The sequence below is a fragment of the Photorhabdus temperata genome (genome assembly GCF_025384845.1).
Lineage (GTDB): Bacteria > Pseudomonadota > Gammaproteobacteria > Enterobacterales > Enterobacteriaceae > Photorhabdus > Photorhabdus temperata.
Window position 1 is genome coordinate 20,287 of sequence record NZ_JAJAFX010000043.1, and the last position, 22,964, is coordinate 43,250.

Consider the following 22,964-nt stretch of genomic DNA (forward strand, 5'->3'; position numbering starts at 1 on the left):
CGTGATCCTCGCGTGGCTTTATAATATACGAAATAAAATTTGGGATGCTTTCAGATAGAAGCACCCCGTTTTTTATTATTTAATTGGCTTTAATCTTGCAACAAAATGCCGTAATACTGAAGGCTCATAGGTAAATGTTAATCCTCTGATTTGAGTCGCTCTCTCTTTCAGGGAAATAAAAGCCTCCGCAATATAATCCATATGATCATTGGTATATACCCGGCGAGGAATAGTTAAACGTAAAAGTTCCATTGGTGATTCTTTTTGCTTTCCGGTTTTCGGATCACGACCTAACAATAAAGAGCCAATTTCGACACTTCTTATTCCCGCATCCAGATACAGTTCATTATTCAATGCATGAGCAGGAAACTGTTCTCCAGGAATATGCGGCAATAATAATTTAGCATCAACGAATACAGCATGACCACCCGTTGGGTACTGAATAGGAATACCTGCATTTCTTAATCTGTTACCTAAATAAGCCACCTGATTAATACGATATGCCAGATAATCTTCATTCATACCCTCTTCAAGACCAATTGCCAGAGCCTCCATATCACGCCCGGCAAGACCACCGTAAGTGACAAACCCTTCCATTGGCACACAGCGGGTACGTACTTCGTTAAATAGATCTTCATCATCACGGAAACAGCAAAGACCACCGATATTGACCATCGGATCTTTTTTAGCTGACATTGTCAGCATATCACCATATTGATACATCTCCCTGACAATCTCTTTGACTGATTTATTCTCATAGCCTTTTTCTCTTTGCTTAATAAACCAGGCATTTTCACAAAAACGGGCGGAATCAATCACCACAGGAATATTGTATTGCTTCGCAATCTCATACACAGACTTCATATTAGCGATAGAGACAGGTTGACCACCAGAACTATTACAAGTCACGGTTGTGATAATTGCCACAATATTATCAGCACCCTGTTCGGCAATCGTTTTTTTCAATTCATCAATATCAAAATCGCCTTTCCAGTCATAATACGTAGTTGTATCAAAGGCTTTTGGTGTAACAACGTTAATCGCTTTCGCACCATTTAATTCAACATGGGCAGCTGTGGTATCAAAATGGAAATTAGAAATAAAGACCGGATGTGTTGCACCCCCTTGCGCTTTTTTGCGGGCAATCAATGACGGGAATAAGATTTGTTCTGCGCCACGACCTTGATGAGTTGGAATAGTATATTGATAGCCAATCAGCGCATTAACTTTATCACATAAATGATAATAGTTACGGGAACCCGCATAAGCTTCATCACCCATCATCATTCCCGCCCACTGGCGATCACTCATTGCACCGGTACCGGAATCTGTCAGCAAATCAATATAAACAGCATCACTTGGCAACAGGAATGGATTATATCCAGCCTCTTCTAATGCTTTTTCACGTTCCGCGCGTGTAGTCATACGGATATTTTCTACCATTTTAATACGGAAAGGTTCTGGAATACGTTTCATGAATATTTTATCCAATAATTGTCTATACTGCGTAATTCAGGAAAACTCCTGAAAAACACACAAAAATACGCCACAATAAATGCAGTGATTAAAAATAAAGATTTAATTATAGATACAATTAAAGGAATTAATTAGGGAAATAGTTAGAAATACGGTGATCGACATTAAACCATGCCTGTATATTACAAGAATAAATAAAATGATAATGTAAAAATATAGAAGTCATATAATGAATTTATTCCACAGTTAAAACCCGTCACTAAGATATAGATAATACTTAAATTATCTGTGACCAATCACGCAAAAAATAAAAAGCATCAAAAATAAAGATCTATATATACTCAAGTAAATTGATTGTGTACCTACAAAAAAGTTAATAAGCGGCGTATAAAAAATCAACATAAAAATTATAACCACACAATTAATCCCAATCAATAAAGCAACATGCTAACACAATAAGAATATTATTAATAAATAAAAATAATTCTACAGTTAACATAATGAATTAATTAATCGAATTTATTATGAAAATATCGTCATTAAAAAAATTTTCTAAATGTCGTGCCGGATAAACCAAAACAGCAAAAACAATCTGTCGAGCTTACCAAAAACACCTTCAAATACCGTGGCAGCCAACCATACATTGCCAAAAGCAACGAACTGTTGGCACCGCGCTGATCACACCCTTTTACCATTTCTCCCTCGATTATCCACCACCCAAAATGCCACCGGACGATATTTTATTTTCTGCTTGTGTGAATTTGAGCCTAAATACTGCCAGTCATCCCAAAAATGGTTGGCATTGATGTAGGCTTAAAAGATTTATTTATTACGGATACCAGAGGTTAAGAGACAACAACCTTCGCCATACGGCGAAATACGTCAAAACCCTGGGAAAAACTCATCGTATTTATTCAAGTTGATATGCTATATATAGCAATTATCGTAAAAAAATTACCGTAAAAATAGAACAATTTATGGAATGAAAAATACTGATATAATAGAACAAATATCGCAGAGCTAAAGAATAACGTATGAACCAACATAAACCCTATTGGAATCGTATGGTCCCTGAACTGACCGTCACTGATTTTTCTCGATCTTTGGATTTCTATCAAAGAATCCTCGGTTTCCAATTACTTATTCGCCGAGATGCCCCAGATTTCGCCTATCTAGAATTAGGCGAAACACAGTTAATGCTTGAAGCACTACATGATGATGGTTGGAATACTGCCTCACTAAATTATCCTCTGGGAAGAGGTGTGAATTTTCAAATTGAAGTTGATGATTTAACTCCTCTGCTTAACAACTTAAAAGCTAATGGCATAACACTATACCGAGAAGTTAAAAACAATCATTACCGTGTTGATGAAGCACTGGCTTGCCAAAGAGAATTCCTGGTGCAAGATCCGGATGGCTATCTGCTACGTTTCAGCCAATTTATAGAAAACATAATGACATATTGAACGGTATATTCTTTTATGCCTGACCGTTCTTTTCACTTTTTTGACTCCTAAATACTATTATGACCCTGGAAAATATAAAAAATATACTAATAAACACATTTCTTGTTATTGATTAATTATAGTTAAGTTTAGTAAATCGTTTTAATTACCTAAATCTAAAACCAACTAACTTAGATTATTTTCATATTCATTATCTTAAATAAGAAATCTTAGAGTTTAGTTTACCTATAAAAACCCGCCCTTATTAAAGGGCGGAATAAAAATAACAGAAATAGAATTCTGTATAACACAATAGCTGTGCCATCTGAAAATAAATTAATTCAAGACTAGATTAATTATTTATTCTTAAATACAACAGGGGTTGATTGATCAGGAGTAAAATTATCAGGACTATCAGAACCAATAAGACATGTCGTAGTGTGGGATGAAAAAATAACACATTTTATTGCACATATGGGGAAATGTGGCTTTAATACACAAGCATAGATAGATGTAGAAAAAGTAGAAAAGAAAGTTAACATCAAAATTGTCATTATTAACCGACGCTGTAATCTATTTATCATCATATCACCTCGTTAAATGGTATATTTTTATTTCCATATATTTTACTCCTGTAACTGATTATAGAACAAGATTTAACCAAGTAAGTTCTTTTATCTTTTCGTTGATGAAGCGTTTAAGTTTTAATGAATAAATAAAATTATTTAGATAAATTAAACTTTAAATATCACCCAAATACAAAAATATAGGCATTATTGGGAAAATTTATCCAAACATAAGAAAAAATAATCTCTAACTGTATCAATCTATATATTAGCGTTAATTATATGAAAAAATTACCAAGATAATTAAATAAAACATGTGGAATTTTCCACTACCTCTATTATCAGATAATAATCTACTTGATACAGCTCCGAAATTATTCACGAATCGACCTGATATCTCAGCAGTCAGATGCCATAACCAACATTCAGATACAGACAAATTGAAAAATAGCATTCACCTTTTTATTCTTATCCTCTCTCTGTTAACCGATGAATAAACCATGTACAATGCATGAATATTTTCTGAGTACGCCGCATCTTAAGAAACTATTTATTTTACCTTTTTTAATAAGCAGGTTTTTCAAATGCATCAAACTGATGTTACGGAGCGTTCGCTCTTTTCTCTAAGCTGGCCGATTTTTATTGATATTCTCCTCCATCTGGCCACTTTATTAATTAACACTTATATGGTGAGCCATGTTTCTACTTCTTACCTGGCTGCTATGGCTGTAGGTAATCAGGTCTTTGACTTGTTTATCACTATTTTCAGCTTTATCAGTGTCGGTTGCAGTGTTGTTATTGCGCAATACATTGGTGCCGGCAAACAGGGTAAGGCCAGTCAGGCGATCCATATTGCTATCGCATTCAACTTTTTACTTGGGTTTAGTTGTGCGCTGATTACCATCTTCTTCGGCTATAAGATCTTGCATATCATGAATATGCCAGAACACCTGATGAAAGATGGTTTCGACTATCTGCACATTCTGGGGATCTGTCTGATCCCGGAAGCCATTTCGATTATCCTGGCGACTTGTTTACGGGTTTATGGAAAATCCAAGCCGGCAATGTATGTCACGCTGATTGCTAACTTGCTGACGGTGCTGGGTAATATGATTGTCCTGTACGGTTTCTTTGGATTGCCTCAATATGGTCTGGAAGGTGTTGCCTGGTCTACCGTCTTTGGCCGGATTGTTGCCGTTATCCTGTTATTCTGTCTGCTAAGTTATGGCCTGCGGATTAAATTTAAACTGACAGGTTTCCTGCTCTGGTCAAAAAGTATATTGGGCAAAATTTTACATATCGGCTTGCCCGCTGCGGGCGAAAATATGGTGTGGGTCCTGCAATATATGGCCGCCATAGCATTCATTGGATTGATGGGTGAAATTCCACTGGCAGCACAAACACTCTATTTCCAGCTATCACTATTTGTCATGTTGTTTGGTATTGCCACCAGCATTGGTAATGAAATTATGGTTGGTCATCTGGTCGGCGCCAAACGGTTTGAAGATGCTTATATTCGTGGCTTTAATAGCCTGAAAATTGGCTGTATCGTGACCGTGGGGGTTGTCGCCGCCTTCTGGCTATTCAGAGTACCGATTCTGCATTTCCTGACGCAAGATGAATCCATCATCAAACTGCTGTTGCCACTATTCTTGCTGTCTGTTTTTATGGAGCCAGTCCGTACCGCCAATATCATTATGGTGAACGCATTGCGCGCTTCCGGTGATGCCCGTTTCCCGCTATATACTGCAATGTTTTTTATGTGGTGTGTTGCTATTCCAGTAGGGTATTTCCTGGGTATCAAGATGGAAATGGGGATTTTAGGTATTTGGATCGGTTTCTTCTGTGATGAATGGCTACGTGGATTAGTTAATACTTGGCGTTGGAAATCTAAAAAATGGCAAACAAAGCGATTAGATCTTTAATCAACAGATTGTTGATGATTGAAATATTCTCCTAATCCCAACACTGAGGTTCCCTTTATCGGGAGCCTCAGTGTTGTATCTCTCCCAATTGATGATCTTATACCCTCTGTATAATATGAAAGACACTCTTTGCATTAGGGTATTTCGCTATCTGATTCGCTTCGGGGATAAAGCGTACTCTATCGCCTTTTTTATATTGAGCAGCACCATTCGAGATATCCCTTTCTGAGGCGTAAAATATGCCTTTATCTTTTTCGCTTTTTATCATCATCCAATGATTCTTATCATCAATTTCAATCACTTCTCCTATATGTTCAGTATTGATGTGATTCATTATTCCCCAGTTTGTTGTAATAGGTAAATCTTGGAGTCCTGCTGGCAGTTGCTTATTTCTCCACAGGGCATGAACACTGCACAGCCCACTCATTTTGCTATTATTTTCGATAATTGTGAGTAGCTTCAGATTTGAAGGGTTAATCCAATAAATAATCATTAAACAGCGGTCATAAACTTTCACCACTTTATTGATAATATCTTCAATAGTATAAGCTTTTTCTGTTCTCCATAATGGCTCATGATGTGATAACCTGTTTCTTAAGTTATTGATTTCTTTTAGTTCATTACCTATGCTGTTAATGGAAAGTGGAGTTTCCTTCTGAGTTCTAGCATAAGGAAACACCCGCCCACGCAGGTGAGGCCATAGTGATAAATACGATTGCTGCTGAATATCGAATTTTTTATCGACCAGAGAAACCCAAAACCCCAACGTTAATTTGGCAATATAATTTTCAGGGGTGAGAGGTTTTCCTTCCTTACGTAACTGGTTCTCAGCGGTTATAATATTACGATTTGCTATCTTGTTATTTTGTGCTGTCATCGCCGTTTTAAACCAAAGTGTATCTATGGCCTGCTTTTTTTCAGGCCATAGATATGGGGAAAACGTTCTTTCTATTTCTTCCTTAGCATGTTTAATCCATGATTGATAAATAGCGTTGCGGAGAGAAACTTCAATAATCTGTATAACCGGAAGAAATGTGCTTGCCAGTTGTTTATTCCATAAATAAAGGCCTAAACATTGTTCAGGTGTTGTCCCGCCCATAACCTGATTCTGATAAGTTGAAAAGCGTTGATTTGATAATGAATCCAAGATCGCTTGTATCGTCATTGTGTTTCCTTCATAATTTTTGCACAATATACAAATGCATATCCAACTGATTACACTGAGATAAACTTTAGGTATGTATTGACATATTACTCAAGAAAGTTCATTATCCTCTATAGAGAAATTCTCTACTTGTGTAAGCGTCCATCCCGACTCAACGATGGCTGGATTGCGAAGAAATTTTTCAAAAAAGGCTTCCGTAAAGGGGCCTTTTTTGATCCTTCCTTGAAGATATTCCGTCAATCTACGCCTTAAGCTGTATTCATCTATTTCTCAAGCTGACACTTAATTAAGAAGTACAACCTAACATCAGACAAGCAACAAAATATCCATTTGATTTAAAAAAATAAAAAACTACATCTATTAACCGAACTTATTTACAGACTTATATTAAAGAAACACGGATGTTTTTGGAAAACAACTTAAATAAAAATATAATAATGAGCAGGATGTTATACCTGCCCACCATTACCATTCACACTAATCAGAGATTAATGCTTTTCTTTACCATAATGTTCAGAACGGGGACCATAAAGTAAATCGTGGCTACCGCCGGCTGTCAGTAAACGATGACTTGTAATGCCGGCAATTTCATGGCCTTTATCCGTAATGGTATTCGCGATCTGTGAAACGACCGCAGATACCAAGATTCCAATAAGACTACTATTCGAGTTATTTTGATTTTCAGTCGATGAGGCAATTGCCCGACCATTCCACAGTTGTTTACCACTGCGTAGATCCACCAGTTTAGCGGAAGCCGTTACACGGGTATCGCTGTTGATAACCTGATACTGCGTGCCGTACTCTTCAATATCCAGATAGAGCGCGGAATCTGCACCAAAAATATCATGCAGTTTTTTATAACTGATATTCTGAACATCCTGCGCCACTGTCACACCATTTTGCTGAAATGTCTCTTCCACCACAGCAACCGGAAAAACATAATAGCCCGATTCCGCCAATGGATAAGTCACTTGAGAAATCAGGCTGTGACCTGCTTTTATTTCCACAGATTTATTCACTGCCGGCAAAACCAGAATGGATTTTGGCTTGCTCTCTTTAAATGCAGTGTAGTCATAAGGCGTAGTCTTGGCACATCCTGTCAGCACAAGCGCAGCTAATAAACTTAACGCTACGAGAATACGGTTCATTGCATAGTTCCTTTATTTTTACTTAATAAAAAGTCCATAAATGGCGCTGATTCAGGAAACAGTTTTTTCTCTGCTTCAAACTGATGGAACGCTTCTGAAACACGACCAGTTTTGCTATACAGCAAACCCATCTGTGCATGTAACCCAGGCGGTACAGGTTTATCTTTCGCTTTCGCTTTTTCAATCACTTTCTGCAAAGCCTGTAACTGCTCTTCAAACCCCATCTTATCCTGCTGATAATACTGATAAACTGTAGGTTCGTACTTATCCCATTCATAAATCGTTTTTGGCTGAGTCGCACAACCAGCCAGGGCCATAGCTGCCAGCAATAAACCCGCTTTTTTCATTAATACCATGAGAATATATCCCTATATTTCTTAGTTAGAAGGTTTCCATGCACCAGTTTCAATATTTTCAACCAAGCTGTTTACTGCTTCACGAATTGCCAGATCCAACACTTTACCATTCAGCGTGGAATCATAGCTGGCAGTCCCACCAAAGCCGATAATTTCACGGTTGGATAATTTATATTCACCTGCGCCTGCCACAGAGAAAACCACTTCAGAAGTTTCCACATTCACCACATTCAACATGACTTTAGAATAGGCTACTTGTGATTTACCGCGCCCCAATAGGCCCCATAATTGATGATCGCCGACTTCTTTGCGGCCAAATTCAGTCACATCACCGGTAATAACGTAGCTAGCACCTTTCAGCTTCTGTGATTTACCCTGTAAACCCGCTTCCGCTTTCAGTTCCGCCATGTTGGTACGTTCCAGAACGGTAAAGCGTCCGGTCTGCTGTAAGTGTGTGATTAAAATCGTTTTAGATTGATTACCGAGACGATCAACGCCGTCAGAGAAAATCCCATTTTGATAACTGGAACGGTTTTCAAATTTACCGATAGCAATTGGACTACGAACACCTTGATATACGGTGTTATAAGAATTTACTTTTTGCACCTGAACGGTATTGGAAGACTCAGTTGCACACCCTGATAATATTGCCGAAGCCAAACAAATTGAAGATAAAACCAACTTACTCTGCATAAAACCTATTCCTACAAAAAATGATTAGTCTATCCGCCTAAAATACAAAAACAGGCAGATTACACATTCCATTAAAGATTTATTTACATCAGAAATTATTATGAATAAACCTGAGCGGTGTGACCAGCATTTTATGCTAAAAAGATAAAAAACTATTTATTACATCACACTTTCATTATTAAATTTTATTTCCCCAGCGAATAAAATTACATTAACTTAAATTATACTTTAAATATTTTATTAATATTTATACTGTTAATTAAATTATTGGCATTTGATATCAAAAACATCTATTTGTTGATGGTTGAATATCGCTCAAAAATAATAAATTAATTAAGTTAAACAAGTAAAACAGGCATATTTCTGTATATAGCAAACATAATGGAGAAAAACATGAATATTGTTGATCGTTTTATTTCTTATACCAAAATCAATACCACCACCAATAGCAAGCAAGGGGCAGCAGGTATTATGCCTTCCTCGGAAGGTCAGAAGGTATTAGCTGAAAAATTAGGGAAAGAGCTCGAACAACTGGGATTACAGGATATTATTGTGCGAGATACCGCAATTGTCACTGCAACTCTGCCCGCCAATGTTGACTATTTCGTTCCGACGATCGCATTTTTTGGTCACCTTGACACCAGTGCCGAGCTGACTAATGATACCAAGGCTCAAGTCTTACCCTATAACGGCGGAGATCTATGCCTGAACAACGAGCTAAATATTTACCTGCGCCAAAATGAATTCCCTGAGTTAGAAAACTACATTGGTGACGATATTATTGTTACTGACGGCACCAGCTTGTTAGGTGCAGATGATAAAGCTGCTCTGGCCGCCATTGTGAACATGTTGCAATACTTCCAGCAAAATCCTGATGTTAAACATGGCACAATAAAAGTGGGTTTTGTTCCTGATGAAGAACAAGGGCTGCTGGGTGCAAAAGCTTTTGATGTCAATGCATTTGGTGCCGATTTTGCCTATACCCTTGATTGCGGAGGGATTGGTGAACTGGTTTATGAGAATTGGAATGCCGGTGATGTAGAAATTATCTTCACCGGACAACCGGCACATCCAATGTCTGCTAAAGGCAAACTGAAAAACTCACTGCTGATGGCACACAAATACATTGCCATGTTGCCAAGCGGTGAGGCCCCTGAATATACCGAAGGCCGGGAAGGTTATTATTGGGTAAAACAGATACAAGGAAACAACGCCCGTACTGCGCTGAGACTGGATGTTCGTGATTTTACTGAAGCGGGTTATGAACATCGGATGACGTTCCTGAAAAATCTGTCAGATAGCTGTGCCGCCCTGTGGGGAGAAGGCAGTGTGCAATTCAAGATGACTGCTCGTTACACCAACGTTTACAATAGCCTGCAAGGGGAAAACCGTTATCCAATTGATATCGCTATTGCCGCTTATGAAAAATGTGGTATTACCCCCAGCCCAATTCCCATGCGCGGCGGCTATGATGGCGCCGTTCTTTCCCAGAAAGGTTTACCTTGCCCGAATCTCTTTACCGGCGCGCATAATTTCCATTCAATTTATGAATATTTGCCGGTGAAATCCTTGTATACGGCCAGCGAAGTTGTGAAAACGATAGTGGTACTAACCGCAGCCCGGTTTGCTCCAGGAGCGGATATATGATGCCAATCCTCTCGATATTGACAGAATAATTTACTGGGGATAAACATCGAACAACTCGTCTGGTTAAACTGCCCAAGTTTTTTTGGGGGCAGTTAACCACGGTCGGGAGCAAGTGCTACCCGGCTATCTCCTGCATGGATTGCTTCACAAATTCCGCAAATGGCCTCACGTTCCTTCCTACTGAAGCCGATTCCAGCGCTGATAGATACTGCGTTCTATGTCTAAGCTTAATCACCGTCCAGGGGTATCCACCAATTACCAGCAAGAAGTTCATTAAAAATCTGGCAGTGCGGCCATTACCATCAGGGAACGGGTGAATGTAACCCAGGAAAAGATGACCCAAGATGGCCTTTACCGCAAAATATTCCTCATTAGCGATCAGCTCTTTCAGTATTTCCATACAATCCATTAGTTGCTCGCTGGCTGGCGGTACATGCATTGAAGTACGGATATAGATCGGCCCTTTCCGGAATCCCGCCAAATCCAGCCTGTTGATAATTCCGGCATCCACACAGGGGTTAAACAATGCCGTGAACCAGTCAGTCAGGCCAACATCGACCAGATAACGGATGTCTAGGTTCTCCCTATCCTCATGCGCTTCATGCAGCAACTCTTTGACCTTATTGAAAGCATCGTAATAGCCTCTGGCAGCCAGTGCGTCCTTTTGTTCCTTATCCCTTTGGATGGTATCCGGCGACCAGTCACCATTAGATAAGCGCTCGATTAACTCTGGCGTAACTTTGTAACCTTCGATAGATAGCGAGTTGTAGGCATCGCTCACGTAGAGACTGCTCATCATCGCGTGCGTCTCTTCGATTGAGCGCACAAAGAAGTCAAAAGGGGGTAGGAAGCCATCAAACACCTCAATCACATCCTGTCTCATCTCCTGCCACAGAATCCGCACACGAACTGCGCTTGGGGATTCTCCCCGACCAGCACCGACAATTATCGGAGCATGGTCAAACGGGTTAACCCGCTTAACGCCTTCAAAACCGGCTCCCTCCATGATGGTTTGTAGTTTCCGGCTTTCGGCTTTCATCTTTAACTGTTCATAGGCACCAATTAACCTGTTTCCCGATGCAAGGTTCTTGGTTGTCAGCAACGCCTCTGAAAGTAAACTCAGATCAGCATTCTGGAGCGCCAATTGAATATTCAAGGGATTAGCTCTGAAGGTTTGTGGGCCAGTTTCAACTAGTGCACTTTCCAATGAATGAGCATTAATACCGTTCACCTTGGCAGTCTTACAGGGAATTCTTCCCTTAATGATCACCATGCTCATGTTATTAGGCAGGTTAAGCGTGCGCGGCGTCGTGTCTGTGGTGTAGACGATCACTTGGTTTGATAAGGCGTTGTTTGCGGTATGCAAGTCGAGAGAGGCTTCTGGACTCAGCCAATAATCATCCCCGAAGATACTTTCAACGTATTGCCCTACAAACGACCAAATAGACTCGTACCAAAGCACTGAGTCGCCAGCTTTCTCAGTCGTGAGGTCTGCATCCAGGAGATACCACCCCCTGATAATTTGCTTAAGATAGCCTTTCTTGACGAGAAAAGTGCGTTGTTTATCAGTGATTGATCTGGAGTTGAGCACATTGCCCACAGCCGCATTACTCGCCGCCTTCAGTGCTTCTGCTAACCTTTCGTTTCCAGTTTTTGCCATATTTTTTCCCCGCCAGATGCTTAATAATTAGCTGTTATGAGAATGCAAAATTAGTTTTTACGCTATTACATTTATAGCTTTTATGATCTTATATTTCTAGCTTTTACGCTCTTGCATTTCTAGCCGTTGCGCTAAGATTCAGTAAACAAAGGGGGTTTGGCGTGCGCTGGAACACGAGCTTCTGACGCAAATATATCGTAATCTTGCCACTAATAATTTCATAACATAATAATAAATCTAAATTAACATTATTGCTCATATTACAACTATTTTATCCATATTTAGAAACATAATACGCTTTATGATACTATGGATAATGATAACCTCAGGTAGTTTATAACTCATCAATGCAGTGGGTTCTCCGCGATACCCAGGAATGTTTTGAATGAAAAACGAGCCGGGCTATGAAAGCAATTTCGCCTGATTCGTCAAGGCGTTATTGCATCAGAAGTAAAGCAATGTCGTCATTCAAAAAAATAAGGAGAAGACCGATGCAAGTTAGCAGAAGAGCTTTCTTCAAGATCTGCGCAGGTGGTATGGCGGGAACAACAGTCGCCGCGCTGGGATTTGCTCCTGCCATTGCGCTGGCTGAAACTCGTCAGTACAAATTACTGCGCTCGCGTGAAATTCGTAATAACTGCACTTATTGTTCCGTTGGCTGTGGCATTCTGATGTACAGCCTGGGTGATGGTGCGAAAAACGCCAAAGAAAGCATTTTTCATATCGAAGGTGATCCGGATCATCCGGTCAGCCGGGGTTCTCTGTGCCCGAAAGGGGCTGGAGTGCTTGATTATATTCGCAGTAAAAACCGCCTTCATTATCCCGAATACCGTGCTCCAGGTTCTGATAAATGGCAACGCATCAGTTGGGATCAAGCGATTGAACGTATTGCCCGTCTGATGAAAGATGACCGTGATGCCAACTTTATTGAGAAGAATGAAAACAATGTCACTGTCAACCGTTGGCTGACAACGGGTATGCTCTGCTCCTCCGCTGCCAGTAATGAAACCGGTATTCTCGATCAGAAATTCACCCGCGCAATGGGCATGATCGCCATTGATTGTCAGGCGCGCCTCTGCCACGGCCCGACGGTATCGGCCCTGGGGCCAACATTTGGCCGTGGAGCCATGACCAACAACTGGGTCGATATCAAAAACGCTAACGTTGTTTTGATCATGGGCGGAAACGCCGCTGAAGCGCATCCGGTAGGTTTTAAATGGGTGATTGAAGCAAAAATCAAAAACAATGCTCAAGTGATTGTAGTTGATCCGCGTTTCAATCGCAGTGCCGCCGTAGCTGATTTTTACGCGCCGATCCGTGCCGGCTCAGATACCGCGTTCTTACTGGGTGTGATCCGCTATTTGATGCTCAACAACAAAATCCAGTCTGAGTATGTTAGGGCTTACACCAATGCGGGTTTGATTGTCCGTGAAGATTATCAGTTTACAGACGGTTTATTCAGCGGCTTTGATCAAGCCACCAAAAGCTATGACAGATCTTCATGGCATTACGAAACCGATGAACAGGGTTATGCCAAACGGGATGACACTTTGTCTCATCCACGCTGTGTATGGAACTTACTGAAAAATCACGTTGAACGTTATACCCCGGAACAGGTTTCTAATCTGTGTGGGACTTCAAAAGAGGATTTCCTCTATATCTGTTCTCAACTGGCAAGTACCTCGGTCACTAACCGCACGGCAACCATTCTCTATGCACTGGGCTGGACTCACCACACCGGTGGTGCTCAGATTATTCGTGCCGCTGCAATGGTTCAGTTACTGTTAGGTAACGTGGGAATGCCGGGCGGCGGTGTTAACGCATTGCGCGGTCACTCCAATATTCAGGGCTACAGTGACCTTGGTTTGTTGTCGCTTAACCTGCCCGGTTATCTGCCTCTGCCGAGCGAAAAACAGGAGAACTTGGCAACCTATCTGGCGCAAATCACACCGAAAGCTCTGGTACCAAATCAGGTTAATTACTGGAAAAATACACCAAACTTCTTTATCAGCTTGTTAAAAGGTTTCTGGGGCGAACACGCCACAGCAGAAAATGACTGGGGTTATGACTGGCTGCCTAAATGGGATAAAAGCTACGATATCCTGACTCAGGCCGAATTAATGACTCAAGGCAAAATGAACGGTTACATTGTTCAGGGTTTTAATCCGCTGGCGGCATTCCCGGATAAAAATAAATCAAGTAGAGCACTATCAAAACTGAAATATCTGGTGGTGATCGATCCACTGGTCACAGAATCATCTAACTTCTGGCAGCACCACGGTGAGATGAATGATGTGAATCCGGCGGATATTCAAACCGAAGTTTTCCGCCTGCCCTCTTCCTGTTTTGCCGAGGAAAACGGATCGATTGCTAACTCAGGTCGTTGGCTGCAATGGCACTGGGCAGGTGCTCATCCACCGGGAGAAGCCCTGCACGACGGTAAAATTCTTGGCAAGCTGCTGATGCGTCTGCGTGAACTCTACCGTGAAGAAGGTGGTGCTTATGCCGATCCTATTATGAATCTGTCGTGGGATTACCAAAATCCTGAAGATCCGACACCGGAAGAGATTGCCCGTGAAGCTAACGGTAAAGCATTAGCGGATATTAAAGACGAAAACGGCAATATCATGCTGAAAAAAGGTCAGCAACTTTCCGGTTTCTCTCAACTGAAAGATGATGGTTCCACATCCAGTTTCTGTTGGGTCTACACCGGTTGCTGGACCGAACAAGGCAACCAGATGGCCCGCCGTGATAACTCAGATCCATCCGGTTTGGGCTGTACTCCGGGCTGGGCGTGGGCGTGGCCACAAAACCGCCGGGTGCTCTACAACCGAGCATCGGTTGATCCACAGGGCAAGCCGTGGGATCCGAACCGTGAGCTGATCAAATGGGATGGCAGCAAATGGAGTGGCTTTGATGTTGTTGATTACAGCAATGCCGCTCCGGGAACTCATGTCGGGCCGTTTATCATGCAGCCAGAAGGGGTAGCCCGCCTGTTTTCCATTGATAAAATGGCTGACGGGCCATTCCCTGAACATTACGAGCCGATTGAATCACCTATCGGCACCAATCCACTCCATCCGAATGTGATCTCCAACCCGGTTGCCCGCATCTTTCCTTCCGATGTTGCTTATATGGGAGAAGCAAATGAATTCCCTTATGTCGCAACAACTTATTCCATTACCGAACTGTTCCGTCACTGGACAAAACACGCTCAGCTTAATGCTGTGGTTCAGCCCGAACAATTTATTGAAATCGGTGAAAAGCTGGCGGCAGAAAAAGGCATTATTCAGGGAGATGAAGTCAAAGTTTCTTCCAAACGCGGTTTTATCAAAGCCAAAGCGGTTGTCACCAAACGAGTTCAGCAACTTACCATTAACGGTAAGCAAGTTGAAACCATTGGTATTCCTTGCCATTGGGGTTTCACCGGGGCTGCCCGGAAAGGTTTTCTGGCAAACACTCTCACACCTTCCGTGGGTGATGCCAACGCGCATACACCAGAATACAAAGCGTTTCTGGTGAATGTGGAAAAGGTCTAACAGGAGCGAATTATGGCAATGCAATCTCAAGACATTATTCGTAAATCCGCCACCCATTCCTTTACCCCGGCACCTCGTGTGCGTGATCATCAGGAAGAAGTGGCAAAATTGATCGATGTTACCACCTGTATTGGTTGTAAAGCCTGTCAGGTGGCCTGTTCAGAATGGAACGATATCCGTGACGAAGTGGGTTTTAACGTCGGTGTTTATGATAATCCAACCGATCTGACCGCTAAATCATGGACTGTGATGCGGTTTTCTGAAGTGGAAGAGCACGGCAAACTGGAGTGGCTTATCCGCAAGGATGGCTGTATGCACTGCGCTGATCCGGGCTGCCTGAAAGCATGTCCGTCAGAAGGTGCGATTATCCAGTATGCGAACGGCATTGTGGACTTCCAGTCAGAGCACTGTATCGGCTGTGGTTATTGTATCGCGGGTTGCCCGTTCAACGTGCCGCGGATCAATAAAGAAGACAACCGGGCATATAAATGTACTCTGTGTGTTGACCGTGTTGGTGTCGGCCAGGAGCCTGCCTGCGTGAAAACCTGTCCGACCGGGGCAATCCATTTCGGTACCAAAGAAGATATGAAAAATCTGGCGTCCGAACGGGTAACTGAACTGCAAGGCCGTGGTTATCAGAACGCGGGGTTATACGATCCCGCAGGTGTTGGTGGCACGCACGTTATGTACGTCCTGCATCATGCGGATAAACCGCAGCTTTATCACGGCTTGCCGGATAATCCGACCATCAGCCCAACCGTGACTTTCTGGAAAGGTATCTGGAAACCACTGGCCGCGGTGGGCTTTGCCGCGACATTTGCCGCCAGTCTCTTCCACTATGTCGGCATTGGTCCAAACCGCACCAGCGAAGAAGACGAAGAACATGCCCGTCAGGATGATGAGTTACCGGCAAAATCAGCTAATCGGGAGGAGTTGTGATGAAAAAGAAAGATACGATTCTCCGCCACTCACCGATTGAGCGGGTGAATCACTGGTCAGTGGTGCTCTGTTTTCTGTTTACTGCTATCAGTGGATTGGGGTTCTTCTTCCCATCCTTTAACTGGTTGATGAATATTTTCGGCACACCTCAGTTAGCGCGGATATTACACCCGTTTATCGGCTCAATGATGTTTTTCTTGTTTATCTTTATGTTTTTCAGATATTTCAAACATAACTTTATCGACAAAGAAGACATTGTCTGGCTGAAAAACATCCATAAGATCCTGAGAAATGAGGAAACCGGCGATATCGGCCAATATAACCTGGGTCAAAAAGGCATTTATTGGTCTATCAGTGGCTGTCTGATCTTACTGGCTATCAGTGGTGTGATTATCTGGCGTCCCTATTTTGCCGACTTTTTCTCCATCCCGCTGATCCGGTTTGCACTTCTGGTGCACTCTCTGGCCGGAGTTGGTCTGATCCTGCTGATTATGATACATGCCTATGCCGCATTTTGGGTAAAAGGCTCTATCCGATCGATGGTGGAAGGCTGGGTAACCCGCGGCTGGGCAAAGAAACATCATCCTCGCTGGTATAGAGAAATTCGTCAAAAAGAGCAGCAGGAAGAGAAAAACTCCTAGCTCAATTTCCTGCTGAATTTACCTGAACCATGCCATTAACTGACAGAGATATTCCGGCATGGTTCTTTATTTGCAATAATGTCCGATATTGGTAGTGAAACATTTTGCTATTTTATATTTAATTGACATAAGTCATTATCTTACTCTGTTATCCCTGTTTAAACTATCTAATGTGAAAGCCACTTACAATTATTTTTATAATTGTTGGTTTTTTTACTCAATTTTATTCTTTTCTCTGTTTATAACAGAATAAAAAGAAATTAAAATTAGTTAATTGCAATACTTCACTATGATTTATCAATTTATGTCATTAAAAAGTAATTTCTATTTTTCACTTATACCTGATCGATTATTCTGTAACGCGAAAATGTTATCCCGTTACCTTCTTACTGACGAATCAAGTTGCATAGTGAAATACACTGACTATACCCTTCATCTTTCACGTTGCTGCTTTGTTGGCTGCGTTCACTTACCCCAGTCACATAGTTATCTATGCTCCTGGGGATGCGTTCACTTGCCGCCGCGCTGCAACTTGAAATCTATTGGGTATATATACAAATCTCAAAAAATAGGGTTGTTGCATTATCATGCTGTATCTCTTCCCTATAACACTTACATTTTTAACGGAAATAATAAGCGAGAGCCATTATGGAAACGGCAAAAAATAACCATATCATGGTCGCAGATTCTCCTGCGGCAAAGCGGGCAAACATGACTGAAAGTGAATGGCGGGAAGCTATCAAGTTCGACAATCTTGATGTTGGCTGGGTCATCATGAGTATCGGCATGGCAATCGGCGCCGGTATTGTCTTCCTGCCGGTTCAGGTTGGTTTAATGGGATTGTGGGTTTTCCTGCTATCCTCGGTGATCGGTTATCCGGCGATGTACCTGTTCCAACGTCTGTTTATCAACACACTGGCAGAATCCACCGAATGTAAAGATTATCCCAGCGTTATCAGCGGTTATCTTGGTAAAAACTGGGGCATTCTGCTGGGTGCGCTCTACTTTGTTATGCTGGTCATTTGGATGTTTGTTTACTCAACAGCCATCACCAATGACAGCGCTTCCTATCTGCAAACTTTCGGTGTCACTGAAGGTCTGCTATCTGACAATCCTCTCTACGGGCTGGTACTGATTTGTATTCTGGTTGCGCTTTCATCCAGTGGTGAGCGACTCCTGTTCAAATTATCCAGCTTTATGGTGCTGTCTAAACTGCTTGTCGTCGCGGTACTTGGTTTATCCATGATAGGCATGTGGCACTTATATAATATCGGCGCGTTGCCACCAGCAGGAACGCTGATAAAACAGGCGATCATTACGCTGCCATTTACTCTGACTTCCATTCTGTTTATTCAAACCTTAAGCCCAATGGTTATCTCTTACCGCCATCACGAGAAAAATCGTGAAGTTGCCCGCTATAAAGCATTAAGAGCGATGAATATTGCCTTTGGCGTCCTATTCTGTACGGTCTTCTTCTATGCAGTTTCATTCACCTTAGCAATGGGACATGATGAAGCGGTTCAAGCTTATGAACAAAATATCTCTGCTCTGGCGATTGCGGCAAAATTCTTCCCCGGTGGCTGGGTAACGGTTATTAGTGTCTTGCTGAATATCTTTGCTGTGATGACCGCCTTCTTTGGCGTTTATCTTGGCTTTCGTGAAGCAACCCAGGGCATGGTGATGAATATTCTGGCGCGTATCATGCCAGCAGAAAGAATCAATAAAAACTGGGTACAAAAAGGCATCATGATTTTCGCTATTCTACTGGCTTGGGGAGCGATTATTCTGAATGCACCGGTACTGAGTTTTACTTCAATCTGTAGCCCAATATTTGGTATGGTCGGTTGCCTGATCCCCGCTTATTTGGTCTACAAAGTACCAACGTTGCACAAATATAAAGGAATATCTCTGGTCTTGATTATCTTTACCGGACTTCTATTGTGTATCTCACCATTGTTGGCATTTTCCTGAATTGAAACAAAAATATTAATTAAGTGAATCGCAGTCTGGTAACAGACTGCATTTACTCAATTACACTGTGTTTTAATTCTTGATAATAAAATTCAATTATAATTAATCTTTCTAATAAGATTATTTCATATTATACATTTAGAATTATATTAATATCAATGATGAAATAGGTGTCTGTCATAATATGCATGAATATAAATAAACAAAGCAACCAACAGAATTAACTTATCTTTAGCTGATCATTATCTTGATTAATCGTAAATCAATTTGCCTATTTGAAATAAAGTCAGAGTTGATTCCCTGCATATTTCAACCGAACTTATATTTTTTCAATGAAAAACAAACTCTTATTAAGTAAATTATTAATTAAATATGAGATTCAGCAACTGAATAAAGCCATCTAAGTTATCAAATTCGTTATAATTATATTGAGAAATTTTTTCTTTTCATTACTATTGAGATTATGAACGATTAACTTAAACCATTAAATTAATCCGTTCATTTTCAAAGAACCAAGAAAAATTTCTGTTAATTAAGTTACAACCTATAATTGAATTAGTAACATATTGTTATTAATTTATAAATTATATATTTGGGATTATTTAGGTGCATCCAATGATAAGTAAGGAAACATTTGAGGTCTTCCCCTCTGTTGATATTGTTGACGGCATAGCGATGACATCGAATTCTGCGATTCGATTAACCCGTGGTGAAAGTTCAACATTACGGAGACCTTTAGGTACCCCGGTAGAGGTCGCTCTGGCCTGGCAAAATGCCGGGGCGAAATGGATACATGTTGTTGATCTTGATGCTGCATCAGGGCGAGGCTCAAACAGCCATTTGATTGCTGATGTTATCGCCGCAGTTGATATTCATGTCCAGGTCTGTGGTGGGATCAGAGACGAAGCGATTTTGAGCAAAATATTAGCAACCGGATGCCAGAGAGTTAATTTGGGAACCGCGGCACTAGAAAAACCAGATTGGTGTGCCCGTGCTATTGCAGAACATGGCGATAAAATCGCAATTGCTCTGGATGTAAGAAGCACATCAGAAGGTTATCAACTGGCAACCCACGGATGGAATGTAAACAATGGCAATCTCTGGGATGTACTTGAACGCCTTGATAAACAAGGTTGTCAGCGCTACGTCGTGACCGATGTTGAGCGGGGCGGTATGATGAGTTCACCAAACTTCACCCTATTACGTGAAGTCTGTGCGCAAACTTCATCACCAGTGATTGCTGGCGGCGGGGTATCAAGCATAGATGATCTGCGTGCTTTGGCGGACATGTATACTCTCGGTGTTGAAGGTGCAATTCTTGGTCAGGCTTTACATATCGGTAAAGTTTCTCTTGAAGATGCCCTTGCCGCAACGCAATCGCCGAGGAGTTGAATATGTCCGGGACGTTCTCTTTATCTCCTGATTTGGATCTGCGCGCTATTGGTTTATTGGGTGAGTTACGCGGCATACCTGAAGCAGGCTATTTAGCGAAAGAAGTAGTATCGCTTCCGGGCTTACTTACAGAGATATCGGAATTCGTCGGTTCCCGCGGCGTTGCCTATTACGAACAAAAATCTTGCCGGGAGCTATTGGCTACAGCGAAAGATTACGCGGAGCACATCACTCAACTCCAATGTACAGATGAGCTGTGCGCCACACCATCAAAATATATATTAGCCGATCATATCCTGGCAAAGTTGCTCAGAGTTATTGATAGCTTATTAAGCTCTCCGCAGATTGTTAACGAAGATATCGTGCCGTTCATTGATGGGATCAAACAGTGCTCTAAAGTCGTCAGCTCAACACTGACAGGCACAGCATTCACTTTTTCACCCTCTTCAATCCGTGACCTGAAATTGCCGTTTTCTTCGGAACACAAAGTGCCCAGACCGTATATTGAAGGGGATAATCACCTGTTAACCTTAGCCGCGGCACAAATTGATGCATGCCCAAACTCCCCGGTTGTTGGCATTATGTTGGGAGGCGCGGCGGCAGCGGCAGTAACCGCGGCAGCATGGGGCAGCGATTTAAATTTAGTGAAAGTTTCACGCTACGACGATGCATCTAATAAGAGCAATCGTCTGTGGGGACATGACATTCCGTCTGGGCAAACAGTGACGATTATTGATGATAATTGTGGAACAGGCGATACCTTACGTCAGGCGATCAACCTGGTGATAGCGGAAACCGGGCAACGTCCGAAAGCACGAGCCGTCGAACTGCACTGGGAAAAACTATTACGTACCCGTACTTATGGGCATCCTGATCGTGTATTCAGCCCGGAAACTTTAGATGTATTGACACCTTGGTGTTTCAGACATCATCGGGTACTAAACAGTTTGGTTAACCAGCTCTTAACTGATGGTAAATACGCTCATACAACCACTGCGGATTGGGTCGCCTATTCATACAGTTTGTTATCTGTCCTTCATGACACCCTGGCAGACTCAACATGGGCAACAAAATTATTGCGTTTTCTATCAAATCTGAAATCACAAACAGCGTTGAATTGTGAGCAGCTAATAGATGCATTTAAGACTCTGGCACATCAATGCCCTGAATGTTCTGCTCGGAAAATTAATTTAGAAAAGGGAAATAATTGATTATGGCAACAGCACATATTATTTGGGATTGGAATGGAACATTGCTTAATGATGTCAATGTCTCATTAAGTGCAACCAATTTTGCACTCGCAGAAATTGGTATTGAACCTCTGACCTTAGAACAATATCGGGAATATTATTGTGTTCCAGTGCAAATTTTCTATAAACAAGTGATTGGACGTGAACCATCATCTTCTGAATGGTCAGTGATCGGGAAGACGTTTAATTTCCATTATCGGCCAGGGATTCAGAAAGCCAGTTTAACTCAAGGCGTGAGCCAGCTCCTTGCTTCCCGGTATCAAACAGGGGCAACTCAATCATTATGTTCATTGATGCAACATGATGAGTTAGTACCTATGCTCGATAATCATGGTATTGGCAAATTCTTTACCCAGGTAGATGGAAGAAATACGCCACTGTTAACAACCGGCAAATCAGAGCAATTGGCGGGTCATCTAAAAAAACTCAATGTTTCTCCTGAACAAAGTGTGGTTATTGGTGACGCTACTGATGACGCAATTGCGGCATTAGCGACAGGTACCCATGCCATTCTTTATACCGGGGGAACCCACAGCCGTATAAGTCTTGAAACCGCAGGTGTTCCCGTTGTTGATACCTTAAGCGAAGCACTATTAATAGCAGATTCTCTGGTATATAAACAGTAAAAAGGAATTTATTAAAAATAACTGTCCAAAATAACCATAATAAGAAGAAATCTGTTTGGTCATTTAAAAACAAATGATTAATAACAACATATGAATAGCCATTTAACACACCAAGTTAAAATGGGCCACTTCATATTTTTCAAATAAATGATTAAAGATAAAGTTTAACTATTATCTATGCTAACCTCATAAATAAAAGGAATAAATTTATGTTAATTTCTGTCGTTGGGCTACAATTCGGAGATGAAGGAAAAGGGAAATTTGTTGACTATTTATCTGTTAACACAAATAACATCGCCAGATTTAATGGCGGAGCAAATGCCGGCCACAGTGTACAATGTGGGAACATAAGAGGATCATTTTCCCAATTACCCTCATCACTGAATGAAAAAAATTTGTATATATGTCAAGGAGCTTTAATCAGCTTGCCGATACTCATTAGAGAGATTGATTTTATACAAAAAGAAAACATTAACTCTAATATATTTATCGACCCCCGATGCCATATCGTTTTACCATTACATG

At 41.4% G+C, this 22,964-nt stretch carries 18 protein-coding genes; 11 read left to right on the top strand and 7 right to left on the bottom strand.

Going from position 1 to position 22,964, the window contains the following annotated elements; all coding sequences use genetic code 11:
- Positions 1 to 75 precede the first annotated feature (75 nt).
- Both tnaA and tnaC read right to left on the bottom strand, forming a co-directional pair.
- Complete coding sequence (gene tnaA / locus LGZ99_RS16320) at positions 76 to 1,476, bottom strand: tryptophanase (protein ID WP_036840629.1); 1,401 nt, start codon at positions 1,474 to 1,476, stop codon at positions 76 to 78.
- Between the two features lie 127 nt (positions 1,477 to 1,603).
- The gene (gene tnaC, locus LGZ99_RS16325; protein WP_071789441.1) at positions 1,604 to 1,702 is read right to left on the bottom strand and encodes a tryptophanase leader peptide; all 99 of its coding nucleotides are present in this window, start codon (positions 1,700 to 1,702) and stop codon (positions 1,604 to 1,606) included.
- A gap of 808 nt (positions 1,703 to 2,510) precedes the next feature.
- On the opposite strand from tnaC, the gene LGZ99_RS16330 reads away from it, so the two are divergent.
- Positions 2,511 to 2,942, top strand: coding sequence for a bleomycin resistance protein (locus LGZ99_RS16330; protein WP_036840631.1), 432 nt, complete (start codon positions 2,511 to 2,513; stop codon positions 2,940 to 2,942).
- Positions 2,943 to 4,071: 1,129 nt separating this feature from the next.
- Positions 4,072 to 5,412, top strand: a complete 1,341-nt coding sequence (locus LGZ99_RS16335; RefSeq protein ID WP_023043643.1) for an MATE family efflux transporter — start codon at positions 4,072 to 4,074, stop codon at positions 5,410 to 5,412.
- A gap of 97 nt (positions 5,413 to 5,509) precedes the next feature.
- Here the strand turns inward: LGZ99_RS16335 and LGZ99_RS16340 are convergent, their stop codons facing one another.
- From LGZ99_RS16340 to LGZ99_RS16355, 4 genes are all read right to left on the bottom strand, one after another.
- On the bottom strand, positions 5,510 to 6,577 hold the full coding sequence (locus tag LGZ99_RS16340; protein WP_036840632.1) for an Abi family protein: 1,068 nt from the start codon (positions 6,575 to 6,577) through the stop codon (positions 5,510 to 5,512).
- Between the two features lie 488 nt (positions 6,578 to 7,065).
- Positions 7,066 to 7,725, bottom strand: a complete 660-nt coding sequence (locus LGZ99_RS16345; RefSeq protein WP_021323204.1) for a DUF799 domain-containing protein — start codon at positions 7,723 to 7,725, stop codon at positions 7,066 to 7,068.
- Positions 7,722 to 8,081, bottom strand: coding sequence for a DUF4810 domain-containing protein (locus LGZ99_RS16350; protein ID WP_021323205.1), 360 nt, complete (start codon positions 8,079 to 8,081; stop codon positions 7,722 to 7,724). Before LGZ99_RS16350 ends, LGZ99_RS16345 begins: the two co-directional genes overlap by 4 nt.
- A 21-nt stretch (positions 8,082 to 8,102) precedes the next feature.
- Positions 8,103 to 8,774, bottom strand: a complete 672-nt coding sequence (locus LGZ99_RS16355) for a CsgG/HfaB family protein (protein ID WP_023043642.1) — start codon at positions 8,772 to 8,774, stop codon at positions 8,103 to 8,105.
- 393 nt (positions 8,775 to 9,167) lie between these two features.
- On the opposite strand from LGZ99_RS16355, the gene pepT reads away from it, so the two are divergent.
- Positions 9,168 to 10,421, top strand: a complete 1,254-nt coding sequence (pepT, locus tag LGZ99_RS16360; RefSeq protein ID WP_036840634.1) for a peptidase T — start codon at positions 9,168 to 9,170, stop codon at positions 10,419 to 10,421.
- Positions 10,422 to 10,536: 115 nt separating this feature from the next.
- Here the strand turns inward: pepT and LGZ99_RS16365 are convergent, their stop codons facing one another.
- Complete coding sequence (locus LGZ99_RS16365) at positions 10,537 to 12,012, bottom strand: Fic family protein (RefSeq protein WP_262979350.1); 1,476 nt, start codon at positions 12,010 to 12,012, stop codon at positions 10,537 to 10,539.
- Between the two features lie 560 nt (positions 12,013 to 12,572).
- On the opposite strand from LGZ99_RS16365, the gene fdnG reads away from it, so the two are divergent.
- The 8 genes from fdnG to LGZ99_RS16405 form a co-directional block, all read left to right on the top strand.
- The gene (fdnG, locus tag LGZ99_RS16370; protein ID WP_072008872.1) at positions 12,573 to 15,620 is read left to right on the top strand and encodes a formate dehydrogenase-N subunit alpha; all 3,048 of its coding nucleotides are present in this window, start codon (positions 12,573 to 12,575) and stop codon (positions 15,618 to 15,620) included.
- Positions 15,621 to 15,632: 12 nt separating this feature from the next.
- Positions 15,633 to 16,559 carry a formate dehydrogenase subunit beta gene (gene fdxH, locus LGZ99_RS16375; protein WP_021323210.1) on the top strand — a complete coding sequence of 309 codons (927 nt, stop codon included), beginning with the start codon at positions 15,633 to 15,635 and terminating at the stop codon, positions 16,557 to 16,559.
- The gene (gene fdoI, locus LGZ99_RS16380; RefSeq protein WP_021323211.1) at positions 16,559 to 17,200 is read left to right on the top strand and encodes a formate dehydrogenase cytochrome b556 subunit; all 642 of its coding nucleotides are present in this window, start codon (positions 16,559 to 16,561) and stop codon (positions 17,198 to 17,200) included. The genes fdxH and fdoI overlap by 1 nt, the downstream gene beginning before the upstream one ends.
- Before the next feature lie 648 nt (positions 17,201 to 17,848).
- Positions 17,849 to 19,171 carry an SLC5/6 family protein gene (locus tag LGZ99_RS16385; protein ID WP_036840641.1) on the top strand — a complete coding sequence of 441 codons (1,323 nt, stop codon included), beginning with the start codon at positions 17,849 to 17,851 and terminating at the stop codon, positions 19,169 to 19,171.
- Positions 19,172 to 19,786: 615 nt separating this feature from the next.
- Positions 19,787 to 20,563 carry a HisA/HisF-related TIM barrel protein gene (locus LGZ99_RS16390; protein WP_036840642.1) on the top strand — a complete coding sequence of 259 codons (777 nt, stop codon included), beginning with the start codon at positions 19,787 to 19,789 and terminating at the stop codon, positions 20,561 to 20,563.
- Between the two features lie 2 nt (positions 20,564 to 20,565).
- Positions 20,566 to 21,774: a phosphoribosyltransferase gene (locus LGZ99_RS16395; RefSeq protein WP_036840645.1), complete on the top strand. Its 1,209-nt coding sequence runs from the start codon at positions 20,566 to 20,568 to the stop codon at positions 21,772 to 21,774.
- Positions 21,775 to 21,776: 2 nt separating this feature from the next.
- Positions 21,777 to 22,439, top strand: coding sequence for an HAD family hydrolase (locus LGZ99_RS16400; RefSeq protein WP_036840648.1), 663 nt, complete (start codon positions 21,777 to 21,779; stop codon positions 22,437 to 22,439).
- A 209-nt stretch (positions 22,440 to 22,648) separates the two neighbouring features.
- Positions 22,649 to 22,964, top strand: a 316-nt coding sequence (locus LGZ99_RS16405) for an adenylosuccinate synthetase (protein ID WP_262979351.1), incomplete at its 3' end; no start/stop codon positions are given.

Coding starts and splice junctions, on each gene's coding strand:
- tnaA (WP_036840629.1), bottom strand. CDS start 1,476: ATGAAACGTATTCCAGAACCTTTCCGTATTAAAATGGTAGAAAATATC.
- tnaC (WP_071789441.1), bottom strand. CDS start 1,702: ATGACTTCTATATTTTTACATTATCATTTTATTTATTCTTGTAATATA.
- LGZ99_RS16330 (WP_036840631.1), top strand. CDS start 2,511: ATGAACCAACATAAACCCTATTGGAATCGTATGGTCCCTGAACTGACC.
- LGZ99_RS16335 (WP_023043643.1), top strand. CDS start 4,072: ATGCATCAAACTGATGTTACGGAGCGTTCGCTCTTTTCTCTAAGCTGG.
- LGZ99_RS16340 (WP_036840632.1), bottom strand. CDS start 6,577: ATGACGATACAAGCGATCTTGGATTCATTATCAAATCAACGCTTTTCA.
- LGZ99_RS16345 (WP_021323204.1), bottom strand. CDS start 7,725: ATGAACCGTATTCTCGTAGCGTTAAGTTTATTAGCTGCGCTTGTGCTG.
- LGZ99_RS16350 (WP_021323205.1), bottom strand. CDS start 8,081: ATGGTATTAATGAAAAAAGCGGGTTTATTGCTGGCAGCTATGGCCCTG.
- LGZ99_RS16355 (WP_023043642.1), bottom strand. CDS start 8,774: ATGCAGAGTAAGTTGGTTTTATCTTCAATTTGTTTGGCTTCGGCAATA.
- pepT (WP_036840634.1), top strand. CDS start 9,168: ATGAATATTGTTGATCGTTTTATTTCTTATACCAAAATCAATACCACC.
- fdnG (WP_072008872.1), top strand. CDS start 12,573: ATGCAAGTTAGCAGAAGAGCTTTCTTCAAGATCTGCGCAGGTGGTATG.
- fdxH (WP_021323210.1), top strand. CDS start 15,633: ATGGCAATGCAATCTCAAGACATTATTCGTAAATCCGCCACCCATTCC.
- fdoI (WP_021323211.1), top strand. CDS start 16,559: ATGAAAAAGAAAGATACGATTCTCCGCCACTCACCGATTGAGCGGGTG.
- LGZ99_RS16385 (WP_036840641.1), top strand. CDS start 17,849: ATGGAAACGGCAAAAAATAACCATATCATGGTCGCAGATTCTCCTGCG.
- LGZ99_RS16390 (WP_036840642.1), top strand. CDS start 19,787: ATGATAAGTAAGGAAACATTTGAGGTCTTCCCCTCTGTTGATATTGTT.
- LGZ99_RS16395 (WP_036840645.1), top strand. CDS start 20,566: ATGTCCGGGACGTTCTCTTTATCTCCTGATTTGGATCTGCGCGCTATT.
- LGZ99_RS16400 (WP_036840648.1), top strand. CDS start 21,777: ATGGCAACAGCACATATTATTTGGGATTGGAATGGAACATTGCTTAAT.